Source organism: Actinomadura sp. K4S16 (genome assembly GCF_008327685.1).
Taxonomy (GTDB): Bacteria; Actinomycetota; Actinomycetes; order Streptosporangiales; family Streptosporangiaceae; genus Spirillospora.
Map to the genome: position 1 here is coordinate 67,843 of NZ_BDDE01000024.1, position 24,456 is coordinate 92,298.

Consider the following 24,456-nt stretch of genomic DNA (forward strand, 5'->3'; position numbering starts at 1 on the left):
GTCTCAGTGGCTGCTGTGCAGTTTGTCGAGCTTGGCGGCCAGGACGGCGCCCATCTCGGCGGCCGGGCCCGGCTCCATGAGCAGGTGGTGGTCGACGTCGAGGGGGTAGTCCTCGATCTCGCCCTCGACGAGCGGCCCCCAGTTGGAGCGGCCGGTCGGCGAGTCCTCGGTGCGGCCGCGGAGCGCGGTGAAGAAGACGATGTCGCCCCGGTACCGCCCGGGCTCGTACTCCTCGGCCTGGCGGAGCCCGTTCTCGTAGTTGCGGTAGACGTTGACGAGGTCGTCCTCGCCGAGGGTGGCGAGCGCGTCGTCGCGTTCGGCGAGCACCGCCATGATCTGCGCCATGTCGGGGTTGCCGTCCTCGGCGACCATGCAGGCGTCGACGCCGATCGCCTCCAGCAGCTCGGGGAGGACCTCGCGGCGCTCCGACTCGAGGTCCTGGCCGTGGTAGGCGTCGATGAGGGCGAGCAGGGCGACCCGCTCCCCCGCGGCCTGGAGCCGCAGGGCCGTCTCGTAGGCGACGAGCCCGCCGAGCGACCAGCCCGCGAGGTGGTAGGGGCCGGTCGGCTGGACGGTCCGGATCTGGGCGAGGTAGTCGTCGGCCATCTCCGCGACGGACTCCGGCAGCGCGGACCGAGTGAACGCGCGGGCCTGGAGCCCGTAGATCGGCTGGTCCGGGCCGAGGTGCCGCTGGAACTGCAGGTAGCCCCAGGCCAGCCCGCCGGCGGGGTGGACGAAGAACAGCGGCGGCCGGGTGCCCGACGTCCGGATGGGCAGCAGCACCTCGAAGCCGAGCCGGTCCTCGGGGTCGCCGACCCTGGTCATCGCCTCGACGGTCTGGTGGGTGAACACGTCGCGGGGGGTGAGCTCGACGCCGGCCTGCCGGGCCCGGGTGGCGAGCTTCAGCGCGGCGATGCTGTCGCCGCCGAGGTCGAAGAAGCTGACGTCGGCGCCGACGCGGTCGAGGCCGAGGACGTCCGCGACGATCCCGCAGAGGCGCTCCTCGTCGGGGGTGCGGGGGTCGCGGCCCGCGGCGGCCTCGCCGTAGTCGGGGGCGGGGAGGGCGCGCCGGTCGAGCTTGCCGTTCGGCCCGACCGGGAACGTGTCGAGCAGGACGAACGCGGCGGGCACCATGTACTCGGGCAGCCGCTCCCTGACGAACTCGCGGAGGCCGTGGCCGACCGCGGGGAGGTCCGGCGCGATGACGTAGGCGACGAGCGTCCGGGTGCCGGGGACGTCCTCGCGCGCGACGACGGCGACGTTCGCGACCGCGGGGTGCGCGGCCACGGCGGCCTCGATCTCGCCGAGCTCGATCCGGAACCCGCGGACCTTGACCTGGAAGTCGGCGCGGTCGAGGTATTCGAGGGTGCCGTCCGGCCGCCACCGGACGAGGTCGCCCGTGCGGTACATGCGGTCGCCGGGCGCGCCGAACGGGTCGGCGACGTACCGCTCGGCGGTGAGCGCGGGCCGCCGCAGGTAGCCGCGGCCGAGCCCGGCGCCCGCGATGTAGGCCTCGCCGGCGGCGCCGGGCGGGACGGGCCGCAGCGCCTGGTCCAGCACGTACACGCGCATGTCGTCGATGGGGCGGCCCAGCACGGCCGACGTCTCGGAGGGGTCGGCGAGCGGGGCCCGCTGCCCGGCGATGGTGGTGTAGGTGGTGGCCTCGGTGGGCCCGTACACGTTGCCGACCTCGGTGTCCGGGCAGGCCGCGAGGACCTTGCGGATCGCGGCGGGGGCGCCGGCCTCCCCGCCGGTGAGGACCTCGCGGAGCCGCGCGAACGCCCGCGGCCGCTCGTCGGCGACGAGGTTGAACAGCGTCGTGGTGAGGAACAGGCCGGTCAGGTCCTCGGCGGCGATGATCTCTTCGAGGGCCTCCCCGTTCAGGTGGCCGGGCGGCGCGACGACGGCCGTGCCGCCGTGCAGCAGCGGCGTCCACAGCTCGTAGAGTGAGGCGTCGAAGGCGTGCGGGGAGTGGACGAGGACCCGGTCGTGCGCCCCGCCCCTGAGCCGTCCGTCGGTGGCGAGGTCGACGGCGTCGCGGTGCCGCAGCATGACGCCCTTCGGCACGCCCGTGGAGCCGGAGGTGAACAGCACGCAGGCGAGCTGCTCGGGGTGGCAGGGGAGGGCCGGGTCGGTCGCGGGCTGGGCGGCGAGGTCGGGGTCGTCGTCCACGTCGAGGATCCGCGCGGAGGTGTCGAGGCCGGCGACGCGGTCGCGCATCGGCGCGTTGACGACGAGGACGGGCGCGGCGACCTCCGCGACCGCCCACGCCATCCGCTCGGGCGGGTAGCCGTGGTGGATCGGCGCGTACGCCCCGCCCGCCTTGAGGATCGCCAGCGACACCACGGGGATGTCGGCGGACCGTTCGAGGAGCACCGCGACGGGAGTGTCCCGGCGGACCCCGAGGCCGATGAGCCGGTGCGCGAGCCGGTTCGCGCGGGCGTCGAGTCCGGCGTAGGTCAGCGACTCCCCCGCGGCCCGGACGGCGACGGCGTCCGGGGTCCTGTCCCGCTGCTCGGAGAAGCGGGCGGTGAGGGTCTGCGGGCGGCGGGCGGTCACCGGACCCTGCCAGGTCCCCAGGACGCGGGCGCGCTCCTCGTCGTCCAGGACCGCGATGCGGCCGAGCGGCAGGTCGGGGCGGTAGGCGACGGCCTCCAGGACGCGGACGAGGCGGCGCATCAGCCGGGCGGCGTCGTCCCCGGTGAACAGGTCGGTGCGGTGGTCGATGCGCAGCGACAGGCCGCGGCCGGGGACGGCGGCGAAGGTCAGCGGGTAGTGGGAGGCGTCGTAGCCGTCGACGTCGTGGAGGGTGAGGCCGCCGAGGTCGGTGCCGGCGGCGTCCGGGTCGAACGGGTAGTTCTCCAGGACGGTCATGGTGTCGAACAGCGTCCCGGCGCCGGTGAGGCGCTGGATGTCGGACAGGCCGAGGTGGTGGTGCGGCATCAGCGCGGCCTGCTCGTCCTGGAGCCGGGTCAGGGCCTCGGCGACCGTGTCGGCGGGGCGGACGCTGACGCGGATCGGCAGTGTGTTGATGAACAGGCCGATCATCTGCTCGACGCCGGGCAGCTCCGGGGGGCGGCCGGAGACCGCGGCGCCGAACACCACGTCGGCCGAGCCGGTGAGGCTGCCGAGCAGCGTGCCCCACGCCAGTTGCAGGACGGTGTTGAGGGTGACGCCCTGGGCGCGGGCGCGCGCACCGAGCGCGGAGGTGAGGTCCTCGGTGAGGCGGGTCCGGACGCGTCCGGGGGTGTCGGCGCCGCCCTCGGGCGCGCCCGGGGCGACGAGGGTGGGCTCGTGGACGCCGTCGAGGGAGCGGCGCCAGGCGTCCTCGGCGGCGGTGCGGTCCTGCGCGGCGAGCCAGGCCAGGTAGTTCTTGTAGGGGGCGACGCGCGGCATGCCTGTGTCGTCGCCCTTGGCGAGGTAGAGCGCGAACAGCTCGGTCTGAAGGACGGGCGTGGACCAGCCGTCCAGCAGGATGTGGTGGTTGGTGAAAACCATGCGGTGCAGGCCGTCCGCCAGCCTGATGAGCAGGAAGCGCAGCAGCGGCGGCTTCGCCATGTCGAACGGCCGGGCGCGTTCGGCGTCGGCCAGCTCCCGCGCCCTGGCCTCGCGCTCGGCCTCGGGCAGGGCGGACAGGTCCTCGTCCCGCCACGGGAGCCTGACCGCGCGGTGCACGACCTGGACGGGCGAGCCCTCCTTGCGCTGCCGGAACCCGGCGCGCAGGTTGGCGTGCCGGCGCAGGAGGGTCGCGGCGGCGGCGCGGAGGGCGCCGGTGTCGAGCGGGCCGCGCAGGTCGAACACGATCTGCGCGGTGTAGACGTCGCGGCCCGAGTCGTAGAGGGCGTGGAAGAACAGGCCCTGCTGTAGCGGGGACAGCGGGAGGATGTCCTCAAGCTGCGACTTGCTCAATCCAGCTCCCATTCGCCGTCGAGCTCGGCGGCGAGCTCGTCGATCTCCTCCTGGCTGACGTCCACCAGGGACAGGTCGGACGGGGTGAACCCGCCCACGGGCCCGTCCGCGGCGCCGTCCACGACGTGCGCGACGAGGCCGCGCAGGGCCGCGAACCAGCGCTCGGCGAGGTCCTCGACGGCGGCGGCGTCGAACAGGCCGCCCGCCCACGTCCAGGTCGCGGAAAGCTCGGGACCGCCCGGCAGGTCGCGGGTGTGCGCGTTGACCTCGATGGCGTGGACGAGGCCGAGCGCGCCGTCCTGCCCGGCGCCGAGGGCGTCGCTGTCCGCCTGGACCGCGGGCCCCCAGTCGGTGGCCTCGGGCGCGGCGGAGCGGCCGAGGTAGTTGAACGCGATCTGGGGGTGGCCGCCGGCGCGGACGACGGGGTTGAGGTAGCGGAGCAGGCCATACCCGATGCCGTTGTCCGGGATCTCGCGCAGCTGCTCCTTGACCCGCTTGAGGGCGGTGCCGACCGCCTGGCCGCCCTCGCGGACGTCGGCGGGCGACAGCCGCCCCGGGTCGAGCCGCACCGGGTGGATCGAGGTGAACCATCCGGCGGTGCGGGACAGGTCGACGCCCGGGACGATCTCCTCGCGCCCGTGCCCTTCGAGGTCGACGAGGACGGCCGTCTCGTCGCGGGCGCCGCGCTCGCCCCGCCATTCGGCGACGGCGATGGCGAGTCCGGTGAGCAGCACGTCGTTGACCCGGCCGTGGAACGCGGCCGGGACCTCGGTGAGCAGCGGCTCGGTCACGTCGGCGGGCAGGTCGAGGGTGAGGTGGCCCGCCGTCGCGAACGTGTCGGTCGCCGGGTCCAGCGGGCGGGAGCCGAGCGCGGGGTCGGAGGTGGCGAGGATGTCGTCCCAGAGCGGCAGCTCCGCGGTCCGGGCGGGGTCGGACGCCTCGGCGGCGAGGCGCTGCGCCCAGCGGCGGAACGAGGTCGGGACGGGGTCGAGATCGCCCCCGGCCCAGGCCGTGACCAGGTCGGGCAGGAGGATCCGCCAGGAGACGCCGTCCACGACCAGGTGGTGGAGGGTGAGCAGGAGGCGCCCGGACGCGGCGGGGCCCGCGTCGAACCAGACGAGCCGCGCCATCGTCCCGGCGGCCGGGTCGAGGCCGAGGCGGGCGGCCTCGGCCTCGGCGGCGAGGACGGCGCGCAGGTCGTCGGGGCCGAGGCCGGAGACGTCCACGCGGCGGACGAGGGGCGCGGCGTCGACGGTGCCCGGCTCGGTCACCTCGAACTCGGCGCCGGTCACGCGGAGCCGGAGCATGTCGTGGTGGTCGAGGAGGGTCTGGAGCGCGGCGGTCAGCCGCTCCGTGCCGAGGTCCGGCGGGACCTGGAGCAGCATCCGCTGGCTGTAGCCGTCGACGGGGCCGTGCAGCTCCTGGAACCAGCGCATGATCGGGGTGGGCGGGACGCGGCCGATGCCCGCCCCCGGCGCCTCGGTCTCGACTTCTTCGCCTTCGCCGACGAGTCTGGCGGTGGCGGCGAGTTCTTCGACGGTCTGGTGCTGGAAGACCTCGCGGGGGGTGATGACCAGGCCGGACTGGCGGGCTCGGGAGACGAGCTGGATGGCGATGATGGAGTCGCCGCCCAAATCGAAGAACCCGTCGTCGATCCCGACCCGTTCCAGGCCGAGGACCTCGGCGAACAGGCGAGCGAGCGTCTCCTCCTCCGGCGTCCGGGGCGCGCGCGAGGACACCTTGGCCGAGAAGTCGGGCGCGGGCAGCGCCTTGCGGTCCAGCTTGCCGTTCGAGGTCAGCGGCAGCGCGTCCAGCTCCACCACGGCGGCCGGGACCATGTGGTCGGGCAGGGCCTTCGCGGCGAAGCGGCGCAGCTCGGCGGAGTCGGTGCCGGACGCGACGACGTAGGCGATGAGGCGGTCGTCCCGGACGATCACCGCGGCGTCGCGGACGTCCTCGTGCCGGGTCAGGACGGCCTGGATCTCGCCCGGCTCGATCCGGAAGCCGCGCAGCTGCACCTGCTGGTCGCCGCGGCCAAGGTATTCGAGGGTCCCGTCCGCGCGCCAGCGGCCGAGGTCGCCCGTGCGGTACATGCGGGTGCCGGGCTCGCCGTGCGGGTCGGCCACGAACCGCTCGGCCGACAGGGCAGGGCGGTTCAGGTAGCCGCGCGCCAGCCCGGGACCCGCGACGTACAGCTCGCCCGGCACGCCGGGCGGGACGGGCTGGAGCCGGCCGTCGAGGACGTAGACACGCAGGTCGGGGATGCCGGCGCCGATGGTGCTCCCCGGCGCCGTGGCCGCCTGGACCCGGTCGAGGGCGAGGTACGAGACGTGCACGGTCGTCTCGGTGATCCCGTACATGTTGACGAGGACGGGGGCGTTCTCGTCGTGGCGGGAGTACCAGTCCTCCAGGCGCCCGAGGTCGAGCGCCTCACCGCCGAAGACGACGTAGCGCAGCGCCAGGTCCGCGCCCGGGTTCTGCCGGTCGGCCGCCATCAACTGGTAGAAGGCCGACGGGGTCTGGTTGAGGACGGTGACCTTCTCGGCGGCGAGCAGGGCGAGGAAGTCGTCCGGAGAGCGGGACGTCAGGTAGGGGACGACGACGAGCCTGCCCCCGTACAGCAGCGAACCCCACAGCTCCCACACCGAGAAGTCGAAGGCATAGGAGTGGAACAGCGTCCACACATCGCCCGGCCCGAAGTCGAACCACTCCTCGGTCGAACCCAGCAACCGCACCACGTTCTGATGCGGAATCACCACACCCTTCGGACGCCCCGTCGAACCCGACGTGTAGATGACGTAGGCGGGGTGGTCCGGTGAGATCGCGACGCCGAGGTCCGTGCCCGGAAGGCCGGGGTCGTCCAGGCCTTCGAGATCCTCCGGGCGCAGGGTCAGGACAGGGCGGGCGTCCTCGACCATGTACGCGATCCGGTCTTCGGGGTAGTCCGGGTCGATCGGCACATACGCCGCGCCCGCCTTCAACACCCCGAGAATCGCCACCACCAGCTCCGCCGAACGCGGCAGAGCCAAAGCCACGAACTGCTCAGGACCCACACCCCGCTCGACCAGACGCCGAGCCAGACGATTCGCCCGCGCGTTCACCTCGCCAAACGTCCACGACACACCCTCGAACGACACCGCCACGGCACCCGGACGCGCCGCAGCCTGCGCCTCGAACAGCGCCGGGATGGTCGTGCGCGGGACGTCGCCGCCCTTGCCGCCCGCCCAGCGGCGCAGCAGGGTGCGCCGCTCGCCGCGGTCGAGGATCTCGGCGGTGGTGATGGGCGCGTCGGGATCGGCGACGAGTTCGCGGACGAGGCGCTCGAACCGGCGGGCGACGGCCTGGGCGGTGGCGGGGTCGAAGAGGTCGAGGGCGTATTCGAGCCCGGCCTCGATGCCGCCGGGGGCGCCGTCGTCGCCGTGCCGCTCCTCCAGGTAGAGCGACAGGTCGTACTTCGCGGCGCCCGCCGCGAGGGGCTCGGCGCCGCCGGTCAGGCCGTCCAGTTCGAGCCGCGCCTCGGGGTTGTTCTGGAATGACAGGACGACCTGGAACAGCGGGTGCCGCGCCATCGACCGTGCCGGGTTGAGCACCTCCACGAGCCGCTCGAACGGCAGGTCCTGGTGGGCGTAGGCGGCGAGGTCGGTCTCCTTCACCCGCCCGACCAGCTCCCGGAACGACGGATCGCCCGAGGTGTCGGTGCGCAGGACGAGCATGTTCACGAACATGCCGACCAGATCGTCCAGCGCCTCGTCGGTCCGCCCCGCGATCGGCGAGCCGATCGGCACGTCCGTCCCCGCGCCCAGCCGCGTCAGCAGCGCCGCGAACGCGGCCTGCATGACCATGAAGAGGCTCGCGCCGCTCTGCCGGGCGAGGGCGAGGAGCTCGGCGTGGAGTCCGGCGTCCAGTTCGAACGCGTGCGTCCCGCCCCGGTAGGACGCCTGCGCCGGGCGCGGCCGGTCGGCGGGCAGCGGCAATTCCTCCGGCAGTCCTGCCAGCGCCTCACGCCAGTACGCGATCTGCCGGGAGATCAGACTCTCCGGATCGTCCTCCGAACCGAACAGCTCCCGCTGCCACAACGTGTAGTCCGCGTACTGGACGGGCAGCGGCGCCCACTGCGGCTCGCGGCCCTCCGCGCGGGCCGCGTAGGCGAGGATCACGTCGCGGGCCAGCGGCGCCATCGACCAGCCGTCCGCCGCGATGTGGTGCAGGACGAGCATGAGGACGTGCGCGCCGTCGCCGAGCGCGAACAGGCGGGCCCGCAGCGGCGGCTCCACCGACAGGTCGAAGCCCTGCCCGACCGTCGCGGCCAGCGCCGCCGGCAGCGCGCTCTCGTCCACCTCCGCGACGTCGAGGCGGGGGCGGGCGTCGGCCGGGTCGAGGACGAGCTGCCGCGCGGTCCCGGACCGGTCCGGGAAGATCGTGCGGAGCGGCTCGTGGCGCGCCGCGACGTCGGCCAGCGCGGCGCGCAGCGCGGCCAGGTCGAGGGCGCCTTCCAGGCGCAGCGCGATCGGCATGTTGAACGTCGCGGGCGCGCCCTCGAACCGGTTGAGGAACCAGAGCCGCTGCTGCGCGTACGACAGCGGGACGACGTCCGGGCGCTCGGCCGGCACCAGCGGCGGGCGGACGTCCCCGCCGGCCTCGGCGAGCCGTTCGGCGAGGCCCGCGGCGGTCGGCGCCTCGAACAGCGCCCGGACGGGCAGCTCGGCGCCGAGCGCGGACCGGATCCTGCTGACCAGGCGGGTCGCGGTGAGCGAGTCGCCGCCGAGGTCGAAGAAGCCGTCGTCCACGCCGACCCTCGGCACGCCGAGGACCTCGGCGAACAGCCCGCAGAGGATCTCCTCCTGCGGCGAGCGCGGGGCGCGGCCGGTGTCGGCGCCGGTGTCGGGCGCGGGCAGCGCGGCCCGGTCGAGCTTGCCGTTCACGGTGAGCGGCAGCGCGTCGAGGACGGTGAGGGAGGGGACCATGTAGTCCGGCAGCCGCTCGGCGGCGTACCGCCGGACGGCGGCGGCGTCGGCATCCGGACCGACGAGGTAGGCGGCGAGGCGGCGGTCGCCGGGCCGGTCCTCGCGGACGACGACGGCGGCGCGCGCGACGCCCGGGCATCCGCCGAGCACGTTCTCGATCTCGCCGGGCTCCACCCGGAAGCCGCGGATCTTGACCTGGTCGTCGGCGCGGCCGAGGTACTCGACCGTCCCGTCCGGCCGCCACCGGGCGAGGTCGCCGGTGCGGTACATGCGCTCGCCGGGCGCGCCGAACGGGTCCGCGACGAACCGCTCGGCGGTCAGGCCGGGCCGGTCGTGGTACCCGCGCGCGAGCTGGACGCCCGCGAGGTACAGCTCACCGGGGACGCCGGCCGGGACGGGCTGGAGCGCGCGGTCCAGCACGTAGGCGCGGGTGCCCCGGTAGGGGGAGCCGACGGTCGGGCGCTCGCTGCGCGCCACGACGGCGTTCATGGTGTCGATCGTCGACTCGGTGGGCCCGTAGAAGTTGCGCGCGGTGAGGCCGGGGACCGCGCGCAGCTCCGCCCACAGGCTCTCGCTGACCGCCTCGCCGCCCAGGAGGAGCTGAGAGGGCATGTGCCTGCCGTCGGCGTCCAGCAGTCCGGCCTCGCGGAGCGAGGTGAAGTGCGACGGGGTGGTGTTCACCAGGTCGATCCGCGCACGCGCCACGTAGGCGGTGTAGGCCTCGACGTCGCGGCGGGTCTCGTCGTCGATGAGGTGCAGCTCGTGGCCGTACATCATCCAGAGCAGGCCCATCCAGGACGTGTCGAACGAGAACGACGCCAGGTGGGCGAACCGCATCCGGCGGCCCCCGGCGGCCTCGATCGCCGGGTCGAAGAACGCGCCCCGGTGCGCCTCGAAGTAGTTCAGCACGCCCACGTGCGGGACGGTCACGCCCTTCGGGCGCCCCGTCGATCCGGAGGTGTAGATGACGTAGGCGGCGTTGTCCGGCCGCAGGCTCCGGACCCGCTCCGCGTCGGAGGGGTCGTGGGAGGGCCGTCCGGCCGCGGCGGGGAGGCCGTCGGCGGTGATGACCAGTGCCGGGCGGCAGTCCTCCAGCGTGGACGCGATGCGGTCGGCCGGGTACTCGGGGTCGATCGGGACGTACGCGGCGCCGGCCTTCAGCACGCCGAGGATCGCGACGACGATCTCCGGGGTGCGCGGCAGGACGAGGGCGACGCGGTCCTCGGATCCGATCCCCCGCGCGATCAGCTCGTGGGCGAGGCGGTTGGCGCGGGCGTTCAGGTCGGCGTAGGTCAGCCGGTCGCCGCCGCAGACGAGGGCGGTGTCGTCCGGGGTTCGCGCGGCCTGGGCCTCGAACAGCGCCGGGAGGGTGCCGGACGGGACGTCGGCGGCCGTGTCGTTCCAGGCCGCCAGGGCCGCCCGCTCCGCGTCGTCCGCGAGGTCGACCGCGCCGATCGCCTGGTCGGCGTCCGCGGCGAACGCCTCCAGGAAGCGGCGGACCCGGGCGAGCAGCGCTTCGACGGCGGGCGGCTCGAACACGTCGGGCCGGTAGTGCAGGCGGAGCGAGAGAGTCTCGCCGGGGACGGCGACGAACGACAGGGGGAAGTGGGTGGCGTCGTAGGAGTCGACCCCGGTGATGCGGACGCCGTTGAGGGAGCCGTCCATCGAGGACGGGTCGAACGGGTAGTTCTCCAGCACCGTCATCGTGTCGAACAGCGCGCCGCCGTGGCCCGCCGCCCGCTGGATGTCGGTGAGGCCGAGGTGGTGGTGGGCGAGGAGCTCGGTCTGCTCGTCCTGGAGCCGCTCCATCAGCGCGCCGAGGGGCTCGTCCAGCCGGTACCGGACGCGGACGGGCAGCGTGTTGATGAACAGCCCGATCATCTGCTCGATGCCCGGCAGCTCGGGGGGACGGCCGGACACGGTCGCGCCGAACACCACGTCGTCCCTGCCGAGGAACCGGCCGAGGACGAGGCCCCAGGCGCCCTGCAGGACGGTGCTCAGCGTGACGCCGTGCCGGCGGGCGGCGCGGGTGAGGCGGCGGGTGGTGCGCTCGTCCAGCCCGGTGATGGTGCGCTCGGGGGGTTCGGGGGCGCGGGCGGCGGCCGCGGGGGCGACGAGGCTGGGCTCCCCGACGCCGTCCAGGGCGCGGCGCCAGGCGTCCTCGGCGGCGGCGCGGTCCTGCTGGGAGAGCCAGGCCAGGTAGTTCTTGTACGGGGTGACGCGCGGCATGCCCGCGTCGTGGCCGCCCTGCATGTACAGCAGGAACAGCTCGGTCGCCAGGATCGGCGTGGACCAGCCGTCCAGCAGGATGTGGTGGTTGGTGAAGACCAGGCGGTGCCGCTCCGGGCCCGTCCGGACGAGGACGAACCGCAGCAGCGGCGGCGCGGTCATGTCGAAGCCGCGCGCCCGCTCGCGCAGCACGACGGCGTCGGCCTCGGCGCCGGTGGCGGTGACCTCCTCCCACGGCAGCTCGACGGTGCGCGGCACGACCTGCACGGGCCGCGACAGGTCCTCGTGCCAGAACGCGGCGCGCAGGTTGGGGTGGCGGCGCAGCAGCGTCTCGGCGGCGGTCCGCAGCGCGGCGGTGTCGAGGGGCCCCTCCAGGTCCAGCACGAACTGGGCCGTGTAGACGTCGCCGTCGGCGGCGTCGAAGAGGGCGTGGAAGAAGAAGCCCTGCTGCAGCGGCGACAGCGGCAGGATGTCCTCGAGGTCGCCCCGGTTCACTTCTTCTGCCTCCACGCGGTCTGCAACTTGTCGATCTCGCCCTGGTCCAGGTCCACCAGCAGGTCGGACGGGGTGAACCCGCCCGCCGCGCCGGCGGCGACCTCCGCGGCGAGGCCGCGCAGCGCCGCGAACCAGCCCTCGGCGAGCTCCCGGACGTCGGCGGGGTCGAGCAGCCCGCCGGGCCACGTCCAGGTCGCCGACAGCACCGGGCCCGCGGGCAGGTCCCGGGTGAGGGCGTTGATCTCCAGGGCGTGCGCCATCGGCATGCGGGGGTCCTCCCCGGCGGGCAGGCCCTCCGGCGCGAGCGTCCAGTCGCCGCCCTCGTCCCCGGCAGCGACCCGGCCGAGGTAGTTGAACGCGATCTGCGCGGGCGGGAGGCCGGCCAGCTCCTCGTCGCCGTCCACGTGGCGCAGCAGCCCGTAGCCGAGGACGTCCGGGACGGCGCGCAGCTGCTCCTTCACCTTCTTGACGGCCGCGCCGCCGGCCGCGCCGCCCGCGTCCAGCCGGACGGGGTGGATCGAGGTGAACCAGCCGGCCGTGCGCGAGACGTCCACGCCGGGCACGGAGTCCTCGCGGCCGTGGCCCTCCAGGTCGACCAGCACGCCGGTGCCGCGCCCGCCGCGGCGCCGGCGCCACTGGGCGACGGCGACGGCGAGGCCGGTGAGCAGCACGTCGTTGGCGCGCCCGTGGAACGCGGCGGGCACGTCGGTGAGCAGCGGCCCGGTGACGTCGGCGGGCAGGTCGAGGGTGAGCGAGCGGGCGCGGGCCGCGATGTCGGCGCGCGGGTCGAGCGGGCGGTCCGCGAGCTTCTGCGGCGGGCCGTCGACGATGTCGAGCCACTCCTCCAGGTCCTGCTCGCCCCGCTCGGCGGCGGTGAGCTTCTGCGCCCAGCGGCGGAAGGACGTCCCGACCGGCTGGAGCTCTCCCCCGGCCCAGGCCGTGACGAGGTCGGGGAGCAGGATCCGCCAGGTCACGCCGTCCACGACCAGGTGGTGGAGGACGACGAGGAGGCGCCCCTGCTCGCAGCCCGCGTCGAACCAGACGAGCTGCGCGACGGTCCCGGCGGCCGGGTCGAGGCGGTCGCGGGCGGCGGCGGCCTGCTCGGTGATGACGGCCTGGGCCTTGTCGCCGTCCAGGCCCGCGATGTCGACGCGGGTGACGAGGTCGGTCGCGTCGACCGCGCCCTGCGGGCGGACGACCGGCTGCCAGCGGCCGCCGTCCACGTCCAGGCGGAGGCGCAGCACGTCGTGGTGGTCGATGAGGGTCCGGAGCGCGGCGGTCAGCCGCTCCGCGCCGAGCTCGGGCGGGGTGCGCAGCAGCATCGCCTGGTGGAAGCCGCTGATCAGCGACGCGTCGCCGTCCACCCGGTCGCGCAGCCACGCGATGATCGGGGTGATCGGGACGGGCCCGACCCCGGCGCCCGGCGCCTCGGTCTCGACCTCTTCGCCTTCGCCGACCGGTCTGGCGGTGGCGGCGAGTTCTTCGACGGTCTGGTGCTGGAAGACCTCGCGGGGGGTGATGACCAGGCCGGACTGGCGGGCTCGGGAGACGAGCTGGATGGCGATGATGGAGTCGCCGCCCAGGTCGAAGAACCCGTCGTCGATCCCGACCCGCTCCAGGCCGAGGACTTCGGCGAACAGCCGCGCCAGCGTCTCCTCCTCTGGCGTCCGGGGCGCGCGGGAGGACACCTTGGCCGAGAAGTCGGGCGCGGGCAGCGCCTTGCGGTCCAGCTTGCCGTTCGAGGTCAGCGGCAGCGCGTCCAGCTCCACGACCACGGCCGGGACCATGTAGTCCGGCAGCTCCCGGCCGACGAACCGGCGCAGCTCGGCGGTGTCGACTCCGCTGCCGGCCACGTAGGCGACGAGGCGGTCGTCCCGGACGATCACCGCGGCGTCGGAGACCTCGCCGTGCCGCACCAGCGCCGACTCGATCTCGCCGAGTTCGATCCGGAAGCCGCGCAGCTGCACCTGCTGGTCGCTGCGGCCGAGGTACTCCAGACGGCCCCCGGCCAGCCAACGGCCCACGTCGCCCGTCCGGTACATGCGGGTGCCGGGCTCGCCGTGCGGGTCGGCGACGAACCGCTCGGCCGACAGGCCGGGACGGTTCAGGTAGCCGCGCGCCAGCCCGGGCCCCGCGACGTACAGCTCGCCGATGACGCCGGGCGCGACCGGCTGGAGACGGTCGTCCAGCACGTAGACGCGCAGGTCGGGGATGCCCACGCCGATGACGCTGCCCGGTGCGGCCTCCGCGTAGGCCCGGTCCAGCGCCACGTACGAGACGTGGACCGTGGTCTCGGTGATCCCGTACATGTTGACCAGGACGGGGGCGCTCTCGTCGTGCCGGGAGTACCAGTCCTCCAGGCGGCCGAGGTCGAGCGCCTCACCTCCGAAGACGACGTAGCGCAGCGCCAGGTCGGCGCCCGGGTTCTGCCGGTCGGCCGCCATCAACTGGTAGAAGGCCGACGGGGTCTGGTTGAGGACGGTCACCCGCTCCCGCTCCAGGAGGGCGAGGAAGTCGTCGGGCGAACGCGAGGTCAGGTAGGGGACGACGACGAGCCTGCCCCCGTACAGCAGCGAACCCCACAGCTCCCAGACCGAGAAGTCGAAGGCATAGGAGTGGAACAGCGTCCACACGTCCTCCGGACCGAAGTCGAACCACTCCTCGGTCGAACGCAGCAACCGCACCACGTTCTGATGCGGAATCACCACACCCTTCGGACGCCCCGTCGAACCCGACGTGTAGATCACATACGCCGGATGGTCGGGGTCGATGGAGACACCGAGGTTCGTGTCGTCGTACCCGGCCGCGTCCAGATCGGCCAGATCCACCGGACGCAGGGTCAGGACAGGGCGCGCGTCCTCGACCATGTACGCGATCCGGTCTTCGGGGTAGTCCGGGTCGATCGGAACGTAGGCCGCGCCCGCCTTCAACACCCCGAGAATCGCCACCACCAGCTCCGCCGAACGCGGCAGAGCCAAAGCCACGAACTGCTCAGGCCCCACACCCCGCTCGACCAACCGCCGAGCCAGACGGTTCGCCCGCGCGTTCACCTCGCCATACGTCCACGACACACCCTCGAACGACACCGCCGCGGCACCCGGACGCGCCGCCGCCTGCGCCTCGAACAGCGCCGGGATCGTGGTCCACTCCGCGGAGTGCGCGGAGCCGCCCGCCCACTCGCCGAGGAGGAGCGAACGCTCCTCCGGCGCGAGGACGTCGGCGGCGCCGATGGGGGCGTCGGGGTCGGCGAGCAGCGCCGCGAGGTACCGCTCGAACCGCTCGACGAGGCCGCGCGCGGTGGACGGGTCGTAGAGGTCGAGCGCGTACTCCAGCTCGCCGTCGAGGCCGTCCGCCCGCTCGGTGAGGATCATCAGCAGGTCGAACCGGGAGACCCCGGCGGTGAGCGGCTCCAGCTCGGCGCTGAACCCCGGCATCTCCAGCCGGGCCTCCGGGTTGTTCTGGAACGTCAGCCCGACCTGGAACAGCGGGTGGCGCGCCAGGTGGCGGGGCGGGTTGAGCACCTCCACGAGCCGCTCGAAGGGGACGTCCTGGTGGGCGTAGGCGGCGAGGTCGGTCTCCTTCACCCGCCCGACCAGCTCGCGGAACGACGGATCGCCCGAGGTGTCGGTGCGGAAGACGAGCATGTTCACGAACATGCCGACCAGATCGTCCAGCGCCTCGTCGGTCCGCCCCGCGATCGGCGAACCGATCGGCACGTCCGTCCCCGCGCCCAGCCGCGTCAGCAGCGCCGCGAACGCGGCCTGGGCGACCATGAACGGGCTGGCGCCGGTCTCCTGGGCGATCTTCTGCAGGCCGGCGCGGACGCCGGAGCCGAGGCGGAACCGGGCCGTCCCGCCCCGGTAGGACGCCTGCGCCGGGCGCGGCCGGTCGGCGGGCAGCGGCAGCTCCTCCGGCAGCCCCGCCAGCGCCTCACGCCAGTACGCGATCTGCCGGGAGATCAGACTCTCCGGATCGTCCTCCGAACCGAACAGCTCCCGCTGCCACAACGTGTAGTCCGCGTACTGGACGGGCAGCGGCGCCCAGTCGGGGGCGGCGCCCCCGGCCCGTGCCGCGTAGGCGGTGATGAAGTCGCGGGCCAGCGGCGCCATCGACCAGCCGTCGCCGCCGACGTGGTGCATGAGCAGCAGCGCGACGTGCTCCTGCGGCCCGACCCGGAACAGGTGGGTGCGCAGCGGCGGCTCGGCGGAGATGTCGAAGGCGTAGCCGGCGGCCATGGCGAGCCGCGTCGGCAGCTCCGCCTCGGTGGTCTCGGTGACCTCCAGCTCGGGCCGGGCCGCGGCGGCGTCCAGGATGAGCTGGCGCGGCACTCCCCCGCTGTCCGGCAGGACCGTGCGGAGCGACTCGTGCCGCTCGACGAGGTCGCCGACGGCGGCGCGGAGCGCGTCGACGTCCAGCGGGCCGCGGATGCGCAGCGCGGTCGGCATGTTGTAGGTGGCCGACGGCCCCTCGAAGCGGTTGAGGAACCAGTGCCGCTGCTGCGCGTAGGACGGCGGGAGCACGGCCGGGCGCTCGCGCGGCTCCAGCGCCGGGCGGACGGGCGCGCCGCCGTCGCCGAGCAGCGCGGCGAGGCGCGCGACGGTCGGCGCCTCGAACAGCGCCCGGACGGGCAGCTCGGCGTCGAGGGCGCGGCGGACCCGGCTCACGACCCGCATCGCGATGAGCGAGTTGCCGCCGAGCGCGAAGAAGTCGTCGTCGGCGCCGACCCGGTCCACGCCGAGCAGGTCGGCGAAGACGGCGGCGACGGCCTCCTCCGCCTCCCCGGACGGGGCGCGGTAGGCGGTCGCCGGGGCGATCGCCAGGTCCGGCTTCGGGAGCGCCTTCGTGTCGACCTTGCCGTTCGGAGTGAGCGGCATCTCGTCCAGGACGACGACGGCGGCGGGCACCATCGACTCCGGCAGGCTCTCGCGGATGTGGGCGCGCAGCTCCTCGGGGTCGAGGTTCTCGCCGGGCGCGGCGACGACGTAGGCGACGAGGCGCTTCTCGACCGGCCCCTCCGCCGCTCGCGGCGCCGCCGGGAGGTCCCGCGGGGCGCCGGGAAGGTCGAGGGCGCCGACGGTGACGGCGCCGGCGGAGCCGACGGCCGCCTCCAGGGTCCGCCGGTACCAGCCGGCGAGCCGCTCGGCGGTCTCGCGGTCGAACAGGTCGAGGGCGTATTCGAGGGTCCCGGCGTACCCGCCCGCGCCGTCGCGGGCGTCCTCCAGCAGGAACTCCAGGTCGAACTTGGCGACCCCGGCGTCCACCGGCTCGACGGCGACGGTCAGGCCCGGCAGCTCGACCGACGCCTCCGGGTTGTTCTGCAGGGTCAGCATGACCTGGAACAGCGGGTGCCGCGCCAACGACCGCGCCGGGTTGAGCACCTCCACGAGCCGCTCGAACGGGACGTCCTGGTGGGCGTAGGCGGCGAGGTCGGTCTCCCGGACGCGGGCGAGCAGCTCGGCGAGCGACGGGTCGCCGGAGGTGTCGGTCCGCAGCACCAGCGTGTTGACGAAGACGCCGACGAGGTCGTCCAGGGCCTCGTCGGTGCGGCCCGCGACGGGCGAGCCGATCGGCACGTCCGTCCCGGCGCCGAGGCGCGTGAGCAGCGCGGCGAGCGCGGCCTGCAGCACCATGAACACGCTGACCTGGTGGTCGCGGGCGAGGGCGCGCAGCCCGTCCGCCAGCTCCGCCGGGACCTCGAAGGCGACCTGCCCGCCCCGGTAGGACGCGCGGTCCGGGCGGGGGCGGTCGTGCGGCAGCCTGATCTGGTCGGGCAGCCCGGCGAGGGCGTCCTTCCAGTAGGCGATCTGGCGCGCGGCGAGGCTCGCCGGGTCGCGCTCGTCGCCGAGCAGCTCGCGCTGCCAGAGCGCGTAGTCGGCGTACTGGACGGGCAGCGGCTCCCACTCGGGGGCCTCGCCGCCGCGCCGGGCCAGGTAGGCGGTGATCACGTCGCGGGCGAGCGGCGCCATCGACCAGCCGTCCCCGGCGATGTGGTGCAGGACGATGAGCAGCAGGTGCTCGTCCGCGCCGAGCCGGTAGAGGTGGGCGCGCACCGGCAGCTCGTTCGCCAGGTCGAAGCCGCGCGTGGCGTCCGCGAAGAGGGCGGCGTGCAGGTCGGCGGGCTCGCCGACGGTCAGGCAGGGCTCGGCCTCGTCCGGCGCGAGGACGACCTGGTGGGGCTCGCCGTCGGCGTCGGCGAACAGCGTGCGCAGCGGCTCGTGGCGGGCGACGACGTCGCGCAGGGCGTCCCGCATCGCACCGGGGTCGACCGCGCCGGTGAGGCGCAGCGGGATCGGCATGTTGTAGGTGGCGGTGAGCCCTTCGAGCCGGTTCAGGAACCAGAGCCGCTCCTGCGCGTAGGACACCGGCAGCGGCGCCGGGCGCTCGGCCGCCCGCAGCGCGGGCCGCTCCGCGTCCCCGGCGGAGGCGATGTACTCGGCCAGGCCCGCGACTGTCGGGGCCTCGAACAGCGCCCGGACCGGCAGTTCCACCCGCAGCGCGGCGCGGGCGCGGGCGACGACGCGGGTCGCCTTGAGGGAGTCGCCGCCGTGGTCGAAGAACCCGTCGTCGACGCCGACCCGGTCGAGGCCGAGGACGTCGGCGAAGATCCCGCAGAGGATCTCCTCGCGGGCGTCGCGGGGGCCGCGGGCGGTGAGCGACGCGGCGAAGTCCGGCTCGGGGAGCGCGGCGCGGTCGAGCTTGCCGTTCGGGGTGAGCGGCATCTCCTCCAGCACGACGATCGCCGACGGCACCATGTAGTCCGGCAGCGTCCCGGCGACGAAGGCGCGCAGCTCGGCCGGGTCCGCGGAGCCGACGACGTACCCGGCGAGGACGGTGTCGCCGACCGCGTCGCGGCGGGCGACCACGACGCTCTGCGTCACCGCGGGGTGCGCGGACAGCGCCGTCTCGATCTCGCCCGGCTCGATCCGGAACCCGCGCACCTTCACCTGGTGGTCGAGGCGGCCGAGGTACTCGATGTGGCCGGCGCGGTTCCAGCGGACGAGGTCGCCCGTGCGGTACATCCGCTCGCCCGGCCCGCCGAACGGGCACGCGACGAACCGGTCCGCGGTCAGGCCGGGGCGGCGCAGGTAGCCGCGCGCGAGGCCGTCGCCCGCGAGGTACAGCTCGCCGGGCACGCCGACCGGGACCGGGCCGAGCCGGTCGTCCAGCACGTAGGCGCGGGTGTTGGCCATCGGGCGGCCGATCGGCGCGAGGCCCTCGGTGTTGCCGTCGTCGTACCACCCGGTGACGAAGATCGTCGCCTCGGTGGGGCCGTAGATGTTGGAGATCCGCGCGTCCGGCAGCAGCGCCCGGACGTCCCGGACGAGCTGCGGCGGCAGCGCCTCGCCGCCGAGCGCCACGTCCCCGGCCTCCAGCCGCAGGCCGCCGCGCGCCAGCAGCGCCGACACCGCGGACGGGACGCCGCTGATCAGCGTCCCCTGCCAGCCGCCGCGCTCGGCGACCTCCAGCAGGTCGCGCACGACCTCGATCTCGCCGCCGACGGTGAGCGGCACCAGCCACTCGAACACCGACACGTCGAAGTTCAGCGACGTGGAGAACAGCACGCGCGCCATCCGGGCGGGCCCGTAGCTCGCCGTCGACTCGGCGCAGAAGTCCACGACGTTGGCGTGGGAGATCACGACGCCCTTGGGGCGCCCGGTCGACCCGGACGTGTAGATGACGTACGCCGGGTTCGCCGGGCGCAGCGGCCGGACGCGTTCGGCGTCGGTGACGTCGTCGCCGCGCAGGCCGTCCAGGGAGAGCGCGTCGAGTTCGACGCGGGGGGCGCCCGCGGGCAGGTCCGCGTCCCGCGTCGTGATGACGCAGGCCGGGGCGGCGTCCTCCAGCATGTAGGCGACGCGGTCGGCCGGGTAGGCCAGGTCGATCGGCTGGTAGGCGGCGCCCGCCTTCAGCACGGCCAGCGCCGCGACGACCAGGTTCTCGTCGCGCGGCAACGCGAGGGCGACGAAGTCCTCCGCGCCGACCCCGCGGCCGATGAGGTGGCGGGCGAGGCGGTTCGCGCGGGAGTTCAGCTCGGCGTAGGTGAGCCGCGTCCCGCCGGCGACCACGGCGGCGGCGTCCGGCGTCCGCGCCGCCTGCGCCTCGACCAGCTCGGGGACGACGGCCGGGGCGACCGGCAGGGCCGTGTCGTTCCAGCGGTGCAGGAGCGTGTCGCGCTCGGCGTCGTCCAGCAGGTCGACGGCGCTGAGCGGCAGGGACGGGTCGGCGGCGACCTGCGCCAGCAGCCGCTCCAGCCGGGCCGCCATCGCGGCGGCGGTCCCGGGGTCGAACAGGTCGAGCGCGTACTCCAGCCGGCAGTCGATCCCCGCCGGGGCGCCGGCCGCGTCCCGCGTCTCGTCCACCAGGAGCGCGAGGTCGAAGCGGGACACGCCCGGGTCGACCGGCTCCAGCGCGACCGTCAGGCCGGGCAGCTCGACCCGCGCGGACGGGTTGTTCTGGATCGAGATCATCGCCTGGAACAGCGGGTGCCGCGCCATCGACCGCTGCGGGTTCAGCACCTCGACGAGCCGCTCGAACGGGACGTCCTGGTGGGCGAACGCCGCGAGGTCGGCCTCGCGGACGCGGGCCAGCAGCTCGGCGAACGTCGGGTCCCCGGAGGTGTCGGTGCGCAGGACGAGCGTGTTGACGAACACGCCGACCAGGTCGTTCAGGGCCTCGTCGGCGCGCCCGGCGACCGGCGAGCCGATCGGCACGTCCGTCCCGGCGCCGAGCCGGGTGAACAGGCCGGCGAGCGCGGCCTGCAGCACCATGAACAGGCTGGCGCGGTGGTCGCGGCCGAGCGCGGCGAGAGCCTCGTGCAGGGCGGGCGGCAGCGTGAACGGATGCTGGGCGCCCCGGTAGGTGGCGCGCGGCGGGCGCGGCCGGTCGGCGGGCAGCGCCAGCTCCTCGGGCAGTCCCGCAAGGGCCTCGCGCCAGTAGGCGAGCTGCGTGCTGATCACGCTGCCCGGGTCGTCCTCGCCGCCGAGGACGTCCCGCTGCCAGAGGGCGTAGTCGGCGTACTGGACCGGCAGCGGCTCCCAGCGCGGCTCGCCCCCGGCGGCGCGGGCGGCGTAGGCGGTGATGAGGTCGGCGGCGAGCGGCTCCATCGACCAGCCGTCCCCGGCGATGTGGTGCATCACCAGCAGCAGCAGGTGGTCGTCCTCGGCGACGCGGAACACGTGCGCGCGGACGGGCGGCTCGGCGGCCAGGTCGAACCCGCGCGTCGCGGCCTCGAACACCGCGGCGTGGAGCCCGTCTTCGGATACGTCTCCCTGTGGGGGGACGACCCCCCACTCCCCCCGGAGGGGGGAGACATCGGTGTACTCCGGTTCGACCTCGATCTGGTCCGGAGTGAGGATGCGCTGGTAAGGCTCGCCCTCGACCTGCACGAACACCGTGCGGAGCGCCTCGTGTCTCGCCATCATGTCGCGCATCGCGGCGCGGACGGCGGCGAGGTCCAGCTCGCCGGTCAGCCGCAGCGGGATCGGGATGTGGTAGGTCGCGTTCGGGCCTTCGAGGTCGTGGATGAACCACAGGCGCCGCTGCGCGTACGACACGGGCACGAGGGCGGGGCGCTCGGCCGGGACGAGCCTGGGGCGCGCGTCCCCGTCGGCCTCCTTGAGCAGGGCGGCGAGCGCGGCGACGGTCGGCGCCTCGAACAGCGCGCGGACGCCCAGGTCGGCGTCCAGCGCGGCACGCGCCCGCGACACCACCCGGGTCGCCTTGAGGGAGTCGCCGCCGAGGTCGAAGAAGTTGTCGTCGATCCCCACCCGCTCCACGCCGAGGACCTCGGCGAACACGGCGCACAGCGTCTCCTCGCGGGCGTCGCGCGGCTCCCGGCCGCCCGTCGGCGCGGTGAGGTCCGGCGCGGGCAGGGCGGCCCGGTCGAGCTTGCCGTTGGGGTTCAGCGGCATCTCGTCCAGGACGACGACCGCCGAGGGGACCATGTACTCGGGCAGCACGGCGGCCGCGGACCGCCGGAGCTCGGCGGGATCCGCCCCGTCCGACACGACGTAGGCGACGAGGACGGTGTCGCCCGCGTTGTCGCGGCGCGCGACGACCACGCTCTGCGTCACGGCCGGGTGCGCGGACAGCGCCGTCTCGATCTCGCCCGGCTCGATCCGGAACCCGCGCACCTTCACCTGGTGGTCGAGGCGGCCGAGGTACTCGATGTGGCCGGCGGCGTTCCAGCGGACGAGGTCGCCCGTCCGGTACATGCGCCCGCCCGGCTCCCCGAAGGGGCAGGCGACGAACCGGTCCGCGGTCAGCTCGGGGCGGCGCAGGTAGCCGCGCGCGAGCCCGTCGCCCGCGAGGTACAGCTCACCGGGCACGCCCACCGGCACCGGCCGCAGCGAGGCGTCCAGCACGTAGGCGCGGGTGTTGGCGATCGGGCCGCCGATCGGGGCGTGGCCCGCGGCGTTGCCGTCGTCGAACCAGGCCGCCGCGTAGACGGTCGCCTCGGTGGGGCCGTAGATGTTGGAGATCCGCGCGTCCGGCAGGAGGGCCCGCAGGTCCTGGACGAGCCGCGCCGGGAGCGCCTCCCCCGCGAGCACCACGTCCCCGGCCCGGAGGTCGAGGGCGCCGGTGGCCAGCAGGGCGGACATCGCGGACGGGACGCCGCTGATCAGCGTCCCCTGCCAGCCGCCGCGCTCGGCGACCTCCAGCAGGTCGCGGACGACCTCGATGCGGCCGCCCACCGTGAGCGGGGTCAGCCACTCGAAGACCGACACGTCGAAGTTGAGGGACGTGGAGAACAGCACGCGGGCGAGCCGCTCCGGGCCGAAGTCCCTCCCCGCCCAGGCGCACAGGTCGACGGCGCTGGCGTGGGAGACGACGACGCCCTTCGGACGTCCCGTCGAGCCCGAGGTGTAGATGACGTAGGCCGCGTTGCCCGGGCGGAGCGGCCGGACGCGGTCGGCGTCGGACGGGCTCGCCGCCGGGCGGCCCGCGAGGTCGAGGGCGTCCAGCAGGACGCGCGGGGTCGTGCCGGGCAGGTCGGCGCCGGACGTGGTGATGACGCAGGCCGGGGCGGCGTCCTCCAGCATGTAGGCGATGCGGTCGGCCGGGTAGGCCAGGTCGATCGGCTGGTAGGCGGCGCCCGCCTTCAGCACGGCCAGCGCCGCGACCACCAGGTCCTCGTCGCGCGGCAGGGCCAGCGCGACGAAGTCCTCCGGGCCGACACCTCGGGCGATCAGGTGGCGGGCGAGGCGGTTGGCGCGCTCGTCCAGCTCCCGGTAGGTGAGGGTCGTGCCGCCGCGGGTGACGGCCGGGGCGTCCGGCGTGCGGGCGGCCTGCGCCTCGAACAGCTCGGGGACGACGGCCGGCTCGACCGGCGCCGCCGTGTCGTTCCACTCCCCCAGCACGCGGGCCCGTTCCGCGTCGTCGAGCAGCTCGACCTCGCGGAGCGGCGTGGCCGGGTCGACGTCGGCGAGCACGCCCAGGAACCGGATGTACCGGTCCAGGTGCGTTGCCACCTGGTCCTCGGCGTACAGGTCCGGGTGCGCCTCGAAGTCGACGCGCATGCCGGCGCCGTCGAAGTTGTCGTAGATGTTGATCGACAGGTCGTCGATCGGGCCGGTGGTGATCGCGTGCATCCGCGCCGGCAGGCCCGCGAAGTCCAGCCGGTAGTCGAACGCCATGATGTTGATGACCGGGCCGTAGAGGCGGCGGCGCTCGCCCAGCAGCTTCAGGTCGCGCAGCAGGTCCTCGCGCCGGTAGTGCTGGTGGCGCAGCGCCCGCGCGCTCGCCCGCGTCGCCGCGCGGACCAGCTCGTCCACCGTCATGTCGGGGCGGACCTGGACGCGCAGCGGCAGGATGGTCGCCAGCATCGCCGGGGTGTCCAGCGCGACCTGCGTCGTGCGGCCGGTGACGGCCAGGCCGAGGACGACGTCCTCGGTGCCCGTCATCCGCGCCACGTACGCGGCCGTCGCCGCGATCGCCAGGCCCTGCGTCGCGGTGCGGAGCCGCCGCGCGCCGGCCGCCAGCTCGGCCGTCCGCTCCGGCGGGACGACCGAGACGAGGCTCAGGTAGTCGGCGGTCGGCTCGGCCATCTCGTCCGACAGCGACACCGCGACCGGCCGGTCGGCGAACCGCTCGGTCCAGTAGGCGCGGTCCCGCTCGAACTTCTCCGACGCCCGGTAGGCCTCCTCCTCGGCGAGGACCCTGCGGTAGTCGCCGAGCTCCGCGGGGACGTACTCGCCGCCGTTCGCCAGCGCCGTGTAGATCTCGGCGGCGCGGCGGCTGATGAGCGACCCGCTGTAGGCGTCCTGGATCGCGTGGTGCGCGCGGATGAACCAGCGGTGCAGGCCGGGGGCCAGCCGCAGCAGGGCCGTGACGTACAGCCGCTCGGCGTCCAGCGGCAGCGGCGCCGCCATCGCCTCCCGCATCCACGCCCGCGCGGCGGCGTCCGGGTCGGGCTCGCCGGACAGGTCCACGAACGGGATCGAACCGGTCGCGTCCGGGTCGAGGATCTGGTGCGGGACGCCGTCCCGCTCGTCCAGCCGGGCGTTCAGCGCCGGCGACTCGTGGGCCGCGATGCGCGCCACCCGGTCGAACAGCTCGGGGTCGACCGGGCCCTCGATCTCGATGTACTGCGCGATGTGGATCGGCGTCCGCGGCGCCAGCTGCTGCGCGTACCAGACGCTCTGCTGAGCGGCCGAAAGAGGAACGTACTCGGTGGACATCAAGCGGTGCTTTCCCGGTCGCAGGGGGCTTTCTTAACGCCCGGTTTCGGGTCCGGCAACGCGCCGGCGGGCAGAAATTCAAAGAGAATGACCACAGAACTGATCGGGTTTCCCCGTCCCCTTTCACCCCGAGTTCCCTCCGGGGCACGCGATCGCCCGCGCGATCCCGGAGTCAACGC

Annotated in this window: 3 protein-coding genes; all 3 read right to left on the reverse strand. The window is 74.6% G+C overall.

The window, feature by feature from the left end:
• Positions 1 to 3: 3 nt before the first annotated feature.
• The 3 genes from K4S16_RS36330 to K4S16_RS46750 are packed head-to-tail and all read right to left on the reverse strand — an operon-like array spanning position 4 to position 24,277.
• Positions 4 to 3,909: a non-ribosomal peptide synthetase gene (locus tag K4S16_RS36330; protein ID WP_235037299.1), complete on the reverse strand. Its 3,906-nt coding sequence runs from the start codon at positions 3,907 to 3,909 to the stop codon at positions 4 to 6.
• Positions 3,906 to 11,612, reverse strand: a complete 7,707-nt coding sequence (locus K4S16_RS36335) for a non-ribosomal peptide synthetase (protein ID WP_235037300.1) — start codon at positions 11,610 to 11,612, stop codon at positions 3,906 to 3,908. Before K4S16_RS36335 ends, K4S16_RS36330 begins: the two co-directional genes overlap by 4 nt.
• The gene (locus K4S16_RS46750; protein WP_149263616.1) at positions 11,594 to 24,277 is read right to left on the reverse strand and encodes a non-ribosomal peptide synthetase; all 12,684 of its coding nucleotides are present in this window, start codon (positions 24,275 to 24,277) and stop codon (positions 11,594 to 11,596) included. The genes K4S16_RS36335 and K4S16_RS46750 overlap by 19 nt, the downstream gene beginning before the upstream one ends.
• Between the last annotated feature and the right edge of the window lie 179 nt (positions 24,278 to 24,456).